This window comes from Allobosea sp. OAE752 (assembly GCF_050433265.1).
Lineage (GTDB): Bacteria > Pseudomonadota > Alphaproteobacteria > Rhizobiales > Beijerinckiaceae > Allobosea > Allobosea spartocytisi.
This window is the reverse complement of sequence record NZ_JBNPXO010000012.1, coordinates 39,785-53,916: the sequence shown is the minus strand read 5'-3', so window position 1 is coordinate 53,916 and position 14,132 is coordinate 39,785. Positions and strand designations below refer to the sequence as shown.

The 14,132-nt window shown below is 61.1% G+C and carries 10 protein-coding genes; 7 read left to right on the top strand and 3 right to left on the bottom strand.

The features are described 5' to 3' along the window. Positions 1 to 132: 132 nt before the first annotated feature. Positions 133 to 1,674: an ABC transporter substrate-binding protein gene (locus tag GGC47_RS24055; RefSeq protein WP_429069293.1), complete on the top strand. Its 1,542-nt coding sequence runs from the start codon at positions 133 to 135 to the stop codon at positions 1,672 to 1,674. Here the strand turns inward: GGC47_RS24055 and GGC47_RS24050 are convergent. Then, entirely contained in the window at positions 1,664 to 2,578 is a 915-nt protein-coding gene (locus GGC47_RS24050) for a LysR substrate-binding domain-containing protein (protein ID WP_142021120.1), read from the bottom strand. The two genes, GGC47_RS24055 and GGC47_RS24050, sit on opposite strands and share 11 nt — an antisense overlap. 101 nt (positions 2,579 to 2,679) lie before the next feature. On the opposite strand from GGC47_RS24050, the gene GGC47_RS24045 reads away from it, so the two are divergent. The 4 genes from GGC47_RS24045 to GGC47_RS24030 all read left to right on the top strand — a co-directional run bounded on the left by GGC47_RS24045 (position 2,680) and on the right by GGC47_RS24030 (position 7,668). Then, positions 2,680 to 3,618 carry an ABC transporter permease gene (locus GGC47_RS24045; RefSeq protein ID WP_429069289.1) on the top strand — a complete coding sequence of 313 codons (939 nt, stop codon included), beginning with the start codon at positions 2,680 to 2,682 and terminating at the stop codon, positions 3,616 to 3,618. 2 nt (positions 3,619 to 3,620) lie between these two features. Next, complete coding sequence (locus tag GGC47_RS24040) at positions 3,621 to 4,481, top strand: ABC transporter permease (RefSeq protein WP_429069287.1); 861 nt, start codon at positions 3,621 to 3,623, stop codon at positions 4,479 to 4,481. Continuing rightward, positions 4,447 to 5,577 carry a hypothetical protein gene (locus GGC47_RS24035; RefSeq protein ID WP_429069286.1) on the top strand — a complete coding sequence of 377 codons (1,131 nt, stop codon included), beginning with the start codon at positions 4,447 to 4,449 and terminating at the stop codon, positions 5,575 to 5,577. Before GGC47_RS24040 ends, GGC47_RS24035 begins: the two co-directional genes overlap by 35 nt. 258 nt (positions 5,578 to 5,835) lie before the next feature. Continuing rightward, positions 5,836 to 7,668: a methyl-accepting chemotaxis protein gene (locus GGC47_RS24030; protein ID WP_429069284.1), complete on the top strand. Its 1,833-nt coding sequence runs from the start codon at positions 5,836 to 5,838 to the stop codon at positions 7,666 to 7,668. Positions 7,669 to 8,166: 498 nt separating this feature from the next. Here the strand turns inward: GGC47_RS24030 and GGC47_RS24025 are convergent, their stop codons facing one another. Then, positions 8,167 to 9,072, bottom strand: a complete 906-nt coding sequence (locus tag GGC47_RS24025; protein WP_429069282.1) for a LysR family transcriptional regulator — start codon at positions 9,070 to 9,072, stop codon at positions 8,167 to 8,169. Between the two features lie 102 nt (positions 9,073 to 9,174). Here GGC47_RS24025 and GGC47_RS24020 point away from each other — a divergent pair, with 102 nt between their 5' ends. Both GGC47_RS24020 and GGC47_RS24015 read left to right on the top strand, forming a co-directional pair. Next, positions 9,175 to 10,038 (top strand): SDR family oxidoreductase, encoded by an 864-nt coding sequence (locus tag GGC47_RS24020; RefSeq protein WP_429069279.1) that lies wholly within the window; start codon positions 9,175 to 9,177, stop codon positions 10,036 to 10,038. 35 nt (positions 10,039 to 10,073) lie between these two features. Next, positions 10,074 to 10,565, top strand: coding sequence for an AtaL-like protein (locus tag GGC47_RS24015; protein ID WP_429069276.1), 492 nt, complete (start codon positions 10,074 to 10,076; stop codon positions 10,563 to 10,565). Between the two features lie 642 nt (positions 10,566 to 11,207). Here GGC47_RS24015 and GGC47_RS24010 read toward each other — a convergent pair. Then, complete coding sequence (locus tag GGC47_RS24010; protein WP_429069274.1) at positions 11,208 to 12,401, bottom strand: GGDEF domain-containing protein; 1,194 nt, start codon at positions 12,399 to 12,401, stop codon at positions 11,208 to 11,210. Between the last annotated feature and the right edge of the window lie 1,731 nt (positions 12,402 to 14,132).

Genomic DNA, 14,132 nt, shown 5'->3' with positions numbered 1-14,132 from the left:
GCTAACTGAGACCGGGCGCCGACGAACTCATGACAACGCCGCCTATGCCGTTTGGTTATAGGTGAGCCGAAATATGTCAATTGACCTCATCTCGCCGGGCCGGCCTTGATAAGCCCGTCAGGGAGAGCGCAGATGAAGACAACCACGTGGGCATTCTTAGCAAGCCTCGCGGCCGCGACAGCTTTGCTGTCGCCGCTCAGGGCCGAGACGCTCCAGGTCGCCGTTGGCACCTCCGATATCACCAACATTGATCCTCATCGCGCCAACGGTTTCGACTCGATGCTGATTGCGAACGTGTTCGACGGCTTGGTTCGGTTCCCGCCGGGCAGTGCCGATCCTGCGAAGATCGAGCCCGATCTCGCGACGCGATGGGAAACCTCGTCCGACAGAAAGTCATGGACCTTTCACTTGCGCAAAGGCGTCAAGTTTCACGGCGAGTTCGGTGAGCTCACTGCCGACGACGTCGTCTTTTCGCTGAAGCGTGCGGCTGACCCGAGCACATCGTCATTCGCCGCGAATTTCGCGGGCATCGCGGACGTGGTGAAGCTCGATGACCTGACCGTCAGGATCGACCTGAAATATCCCGACGCCGGCTTGCTCGGCCTGCTCTCCAACTTTCACGGCGGCATGATCGTCAGCAAGAAGGCGGTCGAACAGCTGGGGCGTGAATTCGCTGCCAAGCCCATCGGGACCGGCCCCTACGCCATAGCCGAACATGTGTTGCAGCAGCACGTCAAACTTGTCGCCAACAAGGGCTATTTCCGGGGCGCGCCCAAGATCGATGACATCCTGTGGCGCTTCGTCCTTTCCGACAGCAGCCGCGACCTGGCTTTTCAATCCGGGCAGCTCGACCTGATCTATGGCCGGCGGGATCAGCGCTGGGTAACCCAGGTCAAGGCGCGCCCCGAGGCGATCGTGGACATCTTCGGTCAGGGCGAGTTCCGCACCTTGCACATCAACAAGAGCATCAAGCCCTTGGATGATCTGCGTGTGCGTCAGGCCATTGCGCTCGCAATCGACCTTGATCAGATCGTTCGCTTCGTCGGTCCTGACGTCGCCAAGAAAGGCTGCTCGGTGGTCCCGCCTGGCTATCGCGGCGAGGACTGCTCCTGGACCGTCAAGCCCGACATCGCCAAGGCGAAAGCCCTGCTCGCCGAGGCCGGGCATCCGAACGGCATCACGCTCAGCGTCGTCGTCTCAAACATTTCCTCGCAATTGCCGATCATGGAAGTGATCCAGAACCAGCTCGGCAAAGCTGGCATCAAGCTGGATATGAAAGTCGTCGATCACCCGACCTATCAGCAGCAGATCCGACAGAATGCGAGCGCTCTGGTGTTTTACGGCGCAGCGCGGTTTCCGGTCGCCGATACCTATCTCACTGAGTTCTACCATTCCGCCGCCACGGTGGGGAAACCGACCGCGATCACCAACTTCTCGCATTGCGACGTGGCGGACGCCGAGATCGAGCAGGCCCGAAAGGAAGCTGATCCGGCCAAGCAGATGGCGGACTGGAAAATCGCGCAGGACAAGATCCACAAGGATGTCTGTGCGGTGCCGCTGTTCGAGCTTCAGCAGGTCTGGGCGCGGAGCAAGAAGGTCGATTACGGCTACGAACTGAAGGGTGCGATCAACATTGCGCCGCAGATCACGGAGAAGACGAGCGTTACGCGATGAGCGCCTCACGCATCAGTTGATCGCCGCATTCCCGGGCGTGCTGAATGAAAAGATCGACAAGGCCCGCATTGCGGGCCTTGGTTGCTTTGGCGAGAAGGAAATGGTTGTCGATAGCCGGCTCGAAGCGCCGGATCGCGACGCGCCCTTTGACGGGGCCTGCCATCAGCGGATGGACAAGCGATAGCCCCAGGCCATGCGCGACGAATTCGCACAGCGTTGGAGCTGTGGTCGCCTTGAGAACGAGTCGCGGCTCGCAGCCGTGGCTCGCCATCACCTCATCGACCCTCCGCCGGATCTCGACCCCCTCGTCGAAGCCGACAAAGGGTTGTTCATGGAGATCTTCGGGGCGGATCACCGCCTTGCGAGCCAGCGGATGCCCGACCGGCATGATGCAGACCAGAGGATGGTTCAGGAACGGCTCGGTCTCGAGATCGGGGTGCTCGACCCGCGCATTTAGAATTCCGACGTCAACCTGCCGTGTCACCAGCCAATCCGCCAGGCCTGGTGAACCACGCACGATCAGCGACACGAAGACATGCGCCTCGCTCTCCAAAAAACGCATCGTGACGTGTTGGATGAAATGGCCCGACAGCGCCGGCAGGACGCCAACCAGCAGCCGGCCTTTTTGCTCGCGGCGGACCGTCTCGATGGCGCGCTCGATCTGGTGCAGCCCGGAAAAGACCCGATCGACCTCTTCATAGAGATGCGCGCCCTGAGCGGTCGGAGTCAGCTTCCCCTTCAGCCGATCGAAGAGCCGCAGCCCCGTGTCGAGTTCGAGATTGGATACCAGCTTGCTGACGGCCGGCTGGGTGACGTTCAGAGCGGCCGCGGCCGCACTGACCGTGCCGTTTTCCATGACGGCGCGAAAGGCTTCCACCTGGCGCAAGTTGATCGAGCGGGGCATGAGGGTTTGGAATACCCTTGGCTGAATTTATCAATCGACGTTTTAGCATGGCCTGTGGATAGTTGCCACGAACAGGCCGCTCTCCGCGCCCGGAAATCCTCATGAAATACGCATTGAAACGCATATCGCTCGGCTTGCCGACGCTTCTAGCGATGTTCACGACGATCTTCGTGATCATCCGGATCGTCCCCGGCGATGCCGCAGCGGTGATCCTCGGTGATCAAGCCAGCGCCGGTGCTCTGGAAGCGCTCCGGCAGCAGCTCGGCCTCAATGAGCCACTTTCACAGCAGTATCTCGGCTTCCTGACCGGCCTGCTTCAGGGCGACCTGGGAACGTCGCTGGTCACCAAGCGGCCGGTTCTCGATGAGGCGCTGCGGGTTCTTCCGAACACGATCGAACTTGCGGTCGCTTCGATCCTCGTCGGACTAGCGATAGGGCTGCCGCTCGGCGTCTACGCCGCGATCAACCGCAACGCCTGGCCCGACTATGTCGGGCGGTTGTTCTCGCTCGTGGGACTGTCATTGCCGGCCTTTGTGTCGGGCATCCTGCTGCTCCTAGCCTTCGCGATTCAGCTGCGCTGGTTTCCCGTCATCGGCACTATCCAAAATGCCGGGCCCTGGGACCGTCTGCTGGCGGTAGCCCTGCCGGCGCTCAATCTCGGTGTCATCATGAGTGCCTATGTGGCGCGAGTCACCCGGGCGTCCATGCTCTCGACATTGGGCGAGGATTACGTGCGCACGGCTCGGGCCAAAGGCGTGGCGCCAACGACCCTGGCCTTGCGGCACGTCCTGTCGAACTCGCTGCTGCCGATCATCACGGTCGTAGGGCTGTATTTCGGCACGCTGATCGGGAATGCGGTTCTGACCGAGATCGTCTTCAACCGGCCCGGTCTCGGCCGCCTGATCCTCGGCGCTCTCAACACCCGTGATTATACGATGTTGCAGGGGCTCATGATCATCTTCGCCTCCTTCGTCGTGCTCGCAAACACTCTGACCGATCTCGCCTATGCCGCGGTCGATCCGCGCATCCGGACAGCCTGACGATGAGCGCGATCATTCTCCGTTTCTCCGAGACCGGCCGCTTCGTGTCACGTGGCGGCGCCTTCGCCTGGGTTGGACTAACCCTCCTGGCAGTGATCATAGTCGTCGCGGTCCTGGCTCCGGTCATTGCTCCGCACGACCCGCTCACGCAGGACATCGTCAACCAGTTCCTGCCGCCTTCGTCGGAATTTTGGTTAGGCACGGACTCCTATGGCCGCGATGTGCTTTCCCGGATCATCTACGGGGCCCGGATCTCGCTGATCGTCGGCCTGCTCTCGATCGTGATCGCGATGACCGTCGGCACCATTCTCGGAGTGCTGTCCGGCTATATCGGCGGGCGCTTCGACGCATTCGTCATGGCGGTCGTCGATCTCATGTTGTCTTTTCCGAGCCTGCTGCTCGGCATGCTCGTCGCCGCCGTCCTGGGCGCCAGTCTGGAGAACCTCATCATCGCAATAGCGGTGACCGAGATCGCCCCTTTCGTGAGGCTGGCACGGGCCCCGACGCTGGTGCTCAAGGAGCAGGACTTCGTCCAGGCGGCCCGCTCTGTGGGCTGTAGCCATGGACGGATCATGCGCGTTCACATCCTTCCGAACTTGATCTCCGACATCCTGGTGATGGGTTCGCTCTGGATGGCGACGGCGATCCGCACCGAAGCGTCGCTGAGTTTCATCGGCCTCGGCGTCAAGCCGCCAACGGCGACCTGGGGCGGCATGATCAGAGAAGGGTTCGAGAACATCCTCGACGCCTGGTGGCTGGCCGTCTTCCCGAGCGTCTTCGTCTTCCTGACCGTGCTCGCGCTGAACCTCCTCGGAGACGGCCTGCGCGATGCGACCGATCCCAAGCTGCGGCTACGCGACTGACAGCCGACAGCAGATGACCCCACGGAGCCTTCTCATGAGCGAAGCTAACTTCATCTATCTCAGCCAGGAGGAAGCGGTGCGCTGCGGTGCCGCCGACGTTCCCGCGACGGTTGCCGATACCGAGCGCACTACGCTGCTGGCCTATCAGGGCAAGGCGATCGAGGCACCCACCGCGACCCTGTTCTGGGGCGTCCCGGCCGAGAAGCTCAAGAACTTCGTGGGCTACCCCAGCAAGAAGCGCGCGAACATCCATGCAGGATATCTCGACGACAACGGCGTAATGAAGGTTGCGCTGAAGAACATCCCAAGCAACCCGGACAACCCGATCAACGGCAAAGGGCCGCGCGCCTCGGGCCTGGTGACGATCCTCGATCCCGAGACAGGCTATCCGCTCGCCTTGATGGACGCGATGGTGATCAGCTGCATGCGCACAGGCGCGCTTGGTGCCATCGGCGTCAAGCATCTGCGCCGGCCGGGCTCGCGCAGCATCGGACTGATCGGCGTGGGCCCGATCAACCAGGCTGCGATCGCCTGCACCGCCGAGGTGATGCCGGAGCTCGAGGTCGCCTACGTCTATGATCTGAATACCGAGCGCGCCGAGGCCTTCGCCGCGGAGTTTTCGCGCAAGCTGAACATCGATGTCCGCGCCGTCGATTCCGCCCGTGCGGCATGTGCAGATGCCGACGTGGTCATTCCCGCGACCAATGTTCAGACGATCGACGATGCGTATATCGCCCCGGACTGGATGAAGAAGGGCAGCCTGCTGGTCGATCTCTCGATATGGGACGCGACCTTCGAGACGCTCGCGCGCGCCGACGGCTATGTCATGAACTCGGCGATCAGCATGGAACGCAAGACGATGACGCCGAGCGTCATGGTCGACCGAGGCCTGGCTAGGGAGGAGGAAATCATCGATCTCGGCAAGGTCATCGCCGGCGAAACCAGCGGACGCCGCGACGACGAGGATATGATCGTGTACTTTGCCCGCGGCATGGCGATCTATGACGTGATGTGCGGCTATCGCGTTTACGAGAACGCTCTTCAGAACGGCGTCGGCGAGAAGCTGAGCCTGTGGCAAAGTGCATTCTGGAGCTGAGAGCGAGATCAAGTGCCGCCACTCTGGCGATAGATCGAGCTTCTGTCTGCTGGCACGTAGCTTAGAACCACGACGAAGCGATTGATCAGAGTTCCCTGGATCGGCGAAGCGACGGAGGGTCCAATGTCCACTTCCTGGCATTGTTAATGTCAGGAAGTGGCGCAAGGCGAGCGTAGTGCCCCCGCCGGCCGCTGACCTTAGGTAATTAATTATCAATCAGAACGAGGGAGAAAAAATTAATCATAGAGGTGGGGTGTCATGCTCTTCAACCGTATCAACAAGCAAGCAGCTGCCGAAGCCGCATCAATCCGCCGTTGGCAGGCCGTCATCGAGTTCGACCTCGACGGCAAGATCCTCGAGGCCAACGATCTTTTCCTTCAGACGGTCGGATATGCTCGCCAAGAAATCGTCGGCCAGCACCATTCGATCTTCGTTCCGCCGGAGGAGCGTTCGTCGGAGCACTATCGAAATTTCTGGCAAGATCTGAAGTCCGGACAGGCATTTCAGGCGCAGTTTGCGCGGGTGGCAAAGAATGGCGAACGGGTTTGGCTGCAGGCGACCTATACCCCGATCTGCGGAACTAACGGAAAGCATCCCTTCAAGGTCATAAAATACGCCACCGATATCTCCGCCATCAGGGAGGCGGTTTCGAATGCGGAGGGTCAGCTCGCTGCGATCAGGAAGTCGCAGGCGGTCATCGAGTTCGACCTGTCAGGCAAAATCCTCGACGCTAATGACAACTTCTTGCGCGCGCTGGGTTATACCCTCCCGGAGATCAAGGGCCAGCACCACTCGATTTTCGTGGAACGTTCGGCGCGAGATTCTGAAGGGTATGCCCGGTTCTGGGAAAAGCTGGGAAGAGGGGAATACGACGAAGGTCAGTATCTCCGGATCGGCAAGAACGGTCGAGAAGTCTGGATTCAGGCGAGCTACAACCCGATCCTCGATGCCCTTGGCCGACCTTACAAGGTCGTGAAATATGCCACTGACATCACTGCCTCGAAACTGAATGCAGCCGCCCTTGAATCCGCCGTCGCGGACACTCGCTCCGTCATCACCGCCACCCAATCAAAGGATTTGACCCCGCGCGTTCCGCTCAATGGCAAGTCCGGAGAGATCGTCGAACTTTGCAGCGGCATCAATGAACTGCTGGATTCCTTTTCGAACGTTGTCGAGACCGTCACAGGCATCTCGGAACGCATCAATGTAGGTACGCACCGTATCGGGGCAGACAGCAAGGACCTGGCTCAGCGAACCGAGGAGCAGGCGGCCTCATTGGAGGAAACCGCGGCAACGACCGAGGAACTGGCGGCATCCGTGAAACAGAGCTTCGAACGCGCCTGCGAGGCTACCGAACTCGGAATGGCCGCCAATGAAGTGGCCAATCGCGGAGGCTCGATTGTGGGTGATGCCGTCGTTGCCATGGGAGGTATCGAGAAGGCCTCTGTCGACATTGGCAACATCATTCGCGTCATTGACGACATTGCGTTCCAGACCAATCTGCTGGCTTTGAATGCGGCGGTGGAGGCGGCACGCGCCGGCGATGCCGGCAAGGGCTTCGCCGTCGTCGCATCAGAGGTCCGCACACTGGCTCAAAGATCGAGCGAGGCCGCAAACGATATCAAGACGCTGATCACCAACTCCGGCGAACAAGTGGCCAATGGCGTCAAGCTCGTGCAGCAGGCTGGTTCGGCGCTGTCCGAGATCGTCGGTTCGTCGGCGAGCGTTTCCGCAGCCCTGGACGAGATTAAGAGCGCTTCCCGCGAGCAGGCCAATGGTATCGAAGAGGTGGCGAAGGTCGTCGCGCATATGGACGAAATGACCCAGCGCAACTCGGCCATGGCCGACCAGAGTGCAGGGATCGCAGCCGAGCTTCAAACCTCGACGGACGCGCTCAAGCGCCTGGTTGAAGGGTTCCGCGTATCCGGGACTGGATCGAGGTCAAGCGGCATCGACAAAGACATCGCACAGCTCCGCGATACCGCCGCTGAGATGGGACGCTTTTCGCAACAATCTTCGCGGCGCATGGCCACGCCGCCGAACACTCGTAGAATAGTCAATGGTGCCAATCAGGGGTGGGAAGAGTTTTAGGGCTCGCTTTGCCTTCAGAGGAAATTTGTCCCAAACTGAAAGGTCTGGTTTGGGGTGGTTTCTGGCGCAGATCTGAGGACTTACAACGAAGACTACCTATCTTTGGCTTGGGCGGGAAGCCTTCAGCGGTAAAGTGACATTGCTTCCATACGATGCCGTAAAGCACCCAGCTTGCCATTCATTCGCACATTTCCAAGTGCGCAGCGCGTCTCGGCAGTGAAGGGCATCCAAGCCCGCAAATCGTCGAGCAGGGCGTCGCACATCAAATCTTCCAGCGGACCCGCGCCGAGTTGACCAAGTGCCAGTTGGTGATCGCGCAGTCGCGCCTGCCCAATAATCGCGAGAACCCGCCTCGAGAGTCTGCTTTTGGCGCGATGGAGCCGGCCAGTTTTTCAGCCGTCATTCAGCGCAGATGCTCCCGCGTGCCGGCAGCAGCACTCCTGGGCTCTGTTGACCTGGGAAGCCGGCGTCACGACTGAGCCAGACGCGATGGCTCCCCTACAAGACCTCGAATCTTCCGACATAAGCGGCCAGCTCATCAGGCGTGCCCTTCGGGAATGCCTGTCTGAGATGGTCGAGGAAGGCCGACACGCGCGCGCTCAGCAGGCGGCGGGTCGGATAGAGCGTCCACAGCGTAATCTCCGGTCCTCCCACATCGCCCCAATGGATCAGCTTGCCGACGGCGAGATCGTGACTGACGAGCGATATCGGGAGACGCCCAGCGCCCACCCCCATTCGCACGGCATCCCGCACCATGATCAGCGATGACAAGCTCAGGACTGGATTGACTGCGACCTCCGACTTACCCTTTGGGGTCTCGATGTTCCAGACTTCGCCTTGGCGGGCAGGGCCACGCACGACGACCGGAACGGCCGATCCATCCATAGGCCTCCGCAGTTTAGGGCTCGCTACCACCACCAGCCGGTCTCGGAGGAAGACCCGTCCGACGAGGCTTTCATCGGGCTCGGGATTGACCCGGATGACGAGGTCATAGGCCTCCTCGACCATGTCGACGGAGCGATCCTCGGTCGTGACTTCAAGCCGCACCTCCGGGTATTTCAACGCAAAACCGGCAGCGAGCTTCCCCATCGCTATCTGGGAGAAGAGCAACGGCGCACTGATCCGTAATCTACCCTTCGGACTTTGGCCGCCGGATGCGATCGCCGCAGCCGTCTCGCCGAGTTCGGTGAGCAGTTGGCCCGTCCGCTCGAACAGCGCCCGTCCTTCCTCGGTCAGCTTCAGGACGCGAGCCCCACGCTCAAACAGTCTCAGGTCGAGGCTGGCCTCCAATTCCGCAACACGGCGCGACAGCGTCGCCTTCGGGCGGCCTGCGGCGCGCGAGGCTTTTCCGAACCCTCCGTGGCGAGCGACCAAGTTGAAATCGGCGAGGGCAAGAAGGTCCAAGTGTTCCACCAGCGAGACGACGTGTTTCTATGTAACGTCTATTGGTACGGATGTGGATCGCTAAATTCAGGGCAGCCAAACGGCTCAACCCAGGAGCGACCCATGACCATTCTCGTAACCGGGGCGACCGGCAATGTCGGCCGCAACGTCGTCGAACAGCTCAGCAGCCGCGGCGCCGATGTCCGTGCTCTCGTTCGCGATCCCGCCAAAGCCAGCTTCCCAGCCGGCGTCAATGTCGTCCACGGCGATTTGCTCGATGTCGACTCGCTGCGCGGCGCCATGTCCGGCGTCTCGACGCTGTTCCTGCTGAACGGGGTCGTCGCCGACGAATTCACTCAGGCGCTGATCGCGCTCAACGTCGCCCGTGAGGCGGGGATCGAGCGGATCGTCTACCTCTCAGTGATCCACAGCGACGTCTACGTGAACGTGCCTCATTTCGCGGGCAAATTCGGCGTCGAGCGGATGATCGAGCAGCAGGGCCTGAACGCCACCATCCTGCGCCCGGCCTATTTTATGGACAATGAGATCACGATCAAGGACGTGGTCACCGGCTATGGCATCTACCCGATGCCGATCGGCGACAAGGGCCTCGCTATGGTCGACGCCCGCGACGTCGGCGAGATCGCCGCGATCGAACTGATCCGCCGCGAGCAGTCGGCCACGCCGCTCCCGCTCACCCGCATCAACCTGGTCGGTCCCGATACGCTGATCGGCGCAAGCGCCGCAGCCATCTGGTCGGATGTCCTCGGCCGCACGATCGCCTTCCCCGGCTACGATACCGCCGCCTTCGAGCAGAGCTTGCGCCGGTTCATGCCGAGCTGGATGGCCTTCGACATGCGCCTGATGGCCGAGCGCTTCCTGACCGACGGCATGCTCCCCGACAGCGGTGACGTCGACCGCCTCACCACCCTGCTGGGCCGGCCGCTGCGATCCTACCGCGACTACGTCGCGCAGATCGCCGGCTGACCCCTTCCATCCCCATACGAACAAGGACAATCGATATGATCTCTTCAACAGCCACCGTCCCGGTAAATCCGGAAGGTGCAGCCAGGCTGACCCGCGAGCAGGCCTGGAAGGGCCTGGAGCTGAAGGCGCGCGATGCGCGCCTGTTCCTCCCGTCCGGCTTGTGCACCCGCTGCGACGTCACCGAGGAGCGCGCGACGCATTTCGTCCGCGACGCCACGATTGCCGGTGCCGACCTGCGCGAGATCATCACCCTCGAACCGCAGAGCAAGGTGACCTTCTTCCAGGCGACCGGGCCGCGAGAAGGCGCGATCATCAACGAGCTGTTCGAGGATGAAGCAGGCGAGCTACAGCTGAAATTCTACTGTTACCTCGGACTGCGCGGCAAGGCGCCGAACGGTCCCGAGGAACACGTCGAACAGGCCCAATTCGACAGCGACAAAGGCTACAAGGCCGCCCTCCTGTCCACGCTCGAGCGCACCCGGGAGATGCTCGCCGAAGGCAAGCTCAGATCCTGGCCTCCCTCATGATCCTGCGAACAGCAAGAGGGCACATGACCGATGTCTGGTCCACAATAAAGGTTGGCAATCTGCAATTGCCGCGTCGCCTCGCATGGCGCCGACGAGGCGCAGCCGGGCCAAGCCCGACGGCATGCTCCGCGACCTCGCGCCCGAATATTACGCCCAATGCGCGAAGATGGGCCTGCTATAGGCACCAGGCCTCCGAGGACGGCAAGGCTATACAAACAAGCCCGGCATCACTCACTCACGACCAGGATTTTCATTCCCGGTATTTCGGCGGCTCCTTTACCCATCATGTGCTCACCGGCGTCGGCACAATATCCCGCAGGAAGCGCCGGGCGACTTTGCCAATGCAATGCTTGCGCTACACAGGGCAAGCTAGCGAGGTTTGCATCCTCATCCTCGTGGGAGGCGGCCTAACGATGTGGTGCAGCAATTTGGCGAGTCGAACCCCAATGGCTACCTTGGGAGCCACTAGGGCCCGCCAGGCCCAATCCGGCGCAGCCTCTATATCCGGGAGTTCCGATGCGGAGTTGCCCACGAAAGCAAGATCCCCAACTGGCACCCTCGCGAGCCTATCGGCGCATTAGCTAATGTCCTCTTGCCAGCGTTGAGCCAACGTCTGGTTGTGCGCTGCTCAGCCTCTCACATTCAGGGTGATGTACTTGCCGGCGCTGGCATAGCGAGGCTCTCAGAGTTGATTGCGACGCGGTTTCTGCCCGAGCGCTTGGCTTGGTAGAGCGCCTTGTCGGCGCGGGCGACGAGACTGCTCAAGCTTTCGCCTCGGTTGGCACCGACCAGTCCGAAACTCGCCGTCACATATCTTGCCTGCGGGAGAGCCGCAAAACGGGTTTGCCGCACAAGGGATCGGAGCCGATCGGCGAAGGCGTAGCTGCCGGCCATATCGCAGTTGGGCAACAGCACGGCGAACTCTTCGCCGCCGAGACGTCCGCAAAGGTCGATTTTCCGGGATGTCTCCTTGAGCAGCTTCGCGAACGCTCTAAGGACGGCATCGCCGGCGGGATGCCCGAACATGTCGTTGATGCTCTTGAAACGGTCGATATCAGCAACCACAAGGCAGACCGGCCAGGCACGAGCGTCGCGCAACACCCGATCGGCAGCCTCTTCGAACCCCAGCCTGTTCGACAGGCCGGTCAGGTGATCGGTCGATCGCTCATGGCGCAGCGTCTCGATCGTATCACCGACGGTGACGGCAAGCACAGCGAGCGCCAGCGCGACCCCCGAGACTGCCAGCGAGAACTGCAAGGCCAACCAAAAAGGAGACGAGCCGAAAGCGCCGGCAGCCGGTGCGGTTGCTCCAACGGTCAGCACGGTGCGAGGAAAGAAGTGCAACGAGAAGACCATCAGCACCCAGAAGAGGATCTGCTCTGAGAGTCGTCCGGTCCGAAGCTGGCGCAGGCGCCAGGCCGTCGTAAGAAGGATCAGCCCATAACTGAAGTTCAACAGATAGATCCGGACAATGAGGCGGCGATCGATGTAGTAGAAATAGGCGATGCCACTGACGATCAGAGCCGGGACGATCAGATACGCAACCCATGACAGCCGCGCACCCGAGCGCCTGAGAAGTCCATCGCTGAGAAGCAAGACGCTTACGGTGTAGATCAGGGCCGAGGTCACCGCATTGACGCCATCGCCATCCGGTACGGCGAGAAGCTGGGATAAGGTCCCGGCACAGAAGAGCAGGCAGGCTGCGCCGAGAAACAGCAGGTGCTGGTGCCGCCGGTCCCTCACCCAGACCACGGCGAAGCTCGCTGCAAAGACGAGGAGTGTTGCCGGCCCGATCAGCGCGAGGGGATTGGACGGAATACGCATGATCACCGACATACGTGTTGCTATGGATTGGGATCAAGGGCAGGTGGTCCAATCAGCAGGATGCTTGCCGCCTGAGAGCGTGCAATGGGTCGGAAACGGTCTTTGTTCACGACGCGATATTCTGTTTCGGGCAGCTCAGCCTCCTTCGCTCTCATATCCAAGAACGGGTTGCTCCCGGTCGTTCGCCTGGATCCAGAGAGCCGGACGAAAACAACCACTTTGTCATCCTGAAGCGTACCCTTAACGAGGGCTGAAGTTTGTTGCCCTGAAGAATTGATAGCGTTGTTCGATTGGATAGGCGCGCTTGCAGGCGCTGCATTCTACCGCCGCGGCGAGCGACGCCTTCTGCCCTCGGACAACGCGCTGCGCTTGCCAGTGAACGACGTCAGCTTCCATCCACACCGGTCATTGCGATCGCGACCGGAGGGTAGGACGGCGGCAGGGTGTTCGAAGGCGAGTTGGTTTGCTGGAACTGGTCGTCCGACCGATCTTGGCCGTTGGCGGGGAGGCTTCTCGACGGGGGGCGGGCGCGTTCGAAGGCTAGGTGAAGATGCGGGATCGCGCACGCGGTCACGAGCTGGACCAAGGACGAGCTGAAGGCAATATCAGAGCATGTCGACGCCTGACGCCCGCTCTATCGATCAACGGCCCCGCCGGCCGAAGCCAGCGGGGCCGTTTCATTTGGCTCTCCCCTCAGCCAGGTACCATGCTTCCGTCGCGCAAGAAGCCTTGCTATGGGCTTAATAGAAGCGCCCTATGTCTCAGCGCTGCCTTTGCGCGCCAGAACACCGCCCGAGTGCGGTTCGGCCGGCAATCAAAACCGCGACCATCATGAAATCTGGCCATGGCAGGGTAATCCTGCGCGACGGCACGGAGCTCTCTATTGGTTATTGCTTCGCCCAGAACGAGTCCGGCTCGGTGTGTCAGGGCACTCTTATCGGAGATATCCGTTCAGTCGATCCGGGAAGCTTCAGCAACAGCTTCAGTCTCGTGCTCTCCGGTGGGGAAGAGCTCGTTGCCCTCGCCACCGCTTATTCGGATCGGCACATTAACTTCGTGGGAGGTGTTGCCACGAACCCGGCAGTCCAGGGTTAACGCGGCGGCAGGGCCCCGCGGTAGATGGGCCACATGGAAACCCGTTTTTGATTGCCGCCGGCATGATAGCCGTAGCGGTGCTTGCATGGCTCGTGTCCAAAAGGTGGGATTAGATGAAATCCGGCGAAGGCTCAGCCATGCGGTAGGCAAAGCGGTCGCTGCGGGGCTTCGTTCGTGTTCTGCTCGATCTCGCTTCGGCAATGCCAGGGCCCCAGAGGTTACCTGATCGTCAATTGGGAGGCTGCACGATCTGAGGCGGGAGGGTTATCGAAGCAGCCACGAAAATGAGAATGACGCCGGCGATTGCCAGCCAGACCCAGAACTCGACAGGCGGGCGACGGCGCTGCATTTCCGGGTAATCTGCCGTCCGAATGTTCCGCACCTTGGGTGGTTCCCGCTCATGGATTCGAACCACAATTTCGGAAAATCAAAGAGCCGCCCGGTTTCTTGGCGAACGATAGAGTTCATTCCACATTCGCTTCTTATTCGCCATTTTTGGGCAGTCTTCTGGGCGCCTTGATGAGGCGTGGCGCCGAGTCGCCGCTTTTCCCTCCCACTGGCATGGGTGGCTCGGCGCCTTTCTCCAAAAGAATTTTAGGGTCGCACGGCCGCAAGGGACCGTTGCAGCCATCAAGGCTGCCCCTTCAG

What these genes read in the sequence shown, in the direction of transcription:
- GGC47_RS24055 (WP_429069293.1), top strand. Translation starts at nt 133, where the DNA reads ATGAAGACAACCACGTGGGCATTCTTAGCAAGCCTCGCGGCCGCGACA.
- GGC47_RS24050 (WP_142021120.1), bottom strand. Translation starts at nt 2,578, where the DNA reads ATGCCCCGCTCGATCAACTTGCGCCAGGTGGAAGCCTTTCGCGCCGTC.
- GGC47_RS24045 (WP_429069289.1), top strand. Translation starts at nt 2,680, where the DNA reads ATGAAATACGCATTGAAACGCATATCGCTCGGCTTGCCGACGCTTCTA.
- GGC47_RS24040 (WP_429069287.1), top strand. Translation starts at nt 3,621, where the DNA reads ATGAGCGCGATCATTCTCCGTTTCTCCGAGACCGGCCGCTTCGTGTCA.
- GGC47_RS24035 (WP_429069286.1), top strand. Translation starts at nt 4,447, where the DNA reads ATGCGACCGATCCCAAGCTGCGGCTACGCGACTGACAGCCGACAGCAG.
- GGC47_RS24030 (WP_429069284.1), top strand. Translation starts at nt 5,836, where the DNA reads ATGCTCTTCAACCGTATCAACAAGCAAGCAGCTGCCGAAGCCGCATCA.
- GGC47_RS24020 (WP_429069279.1), top strand. Translation starts at nt 9,175, where the DNA reads ATGACCATTCTCGTAACCGGGGCGACCGGCAATGTCGGCCGCAACGTC.
- GGC47_RS24015 (WP_429069276.1), top strand. Translation starts at nt 10,074, where the DNA reads ATGATCTCTTCAACAGCCACCGTCCCGGTAAATCCGGAAGGTGCAGCC.
- GGC47_RS24010 (WP_429069274.1), bottom strand. Translation starts at nt 12,401, where the DNA reads ATGTCGGTGATCATGCGTATTCCGTCCAATCCCCTCGCGCTGATCGGG.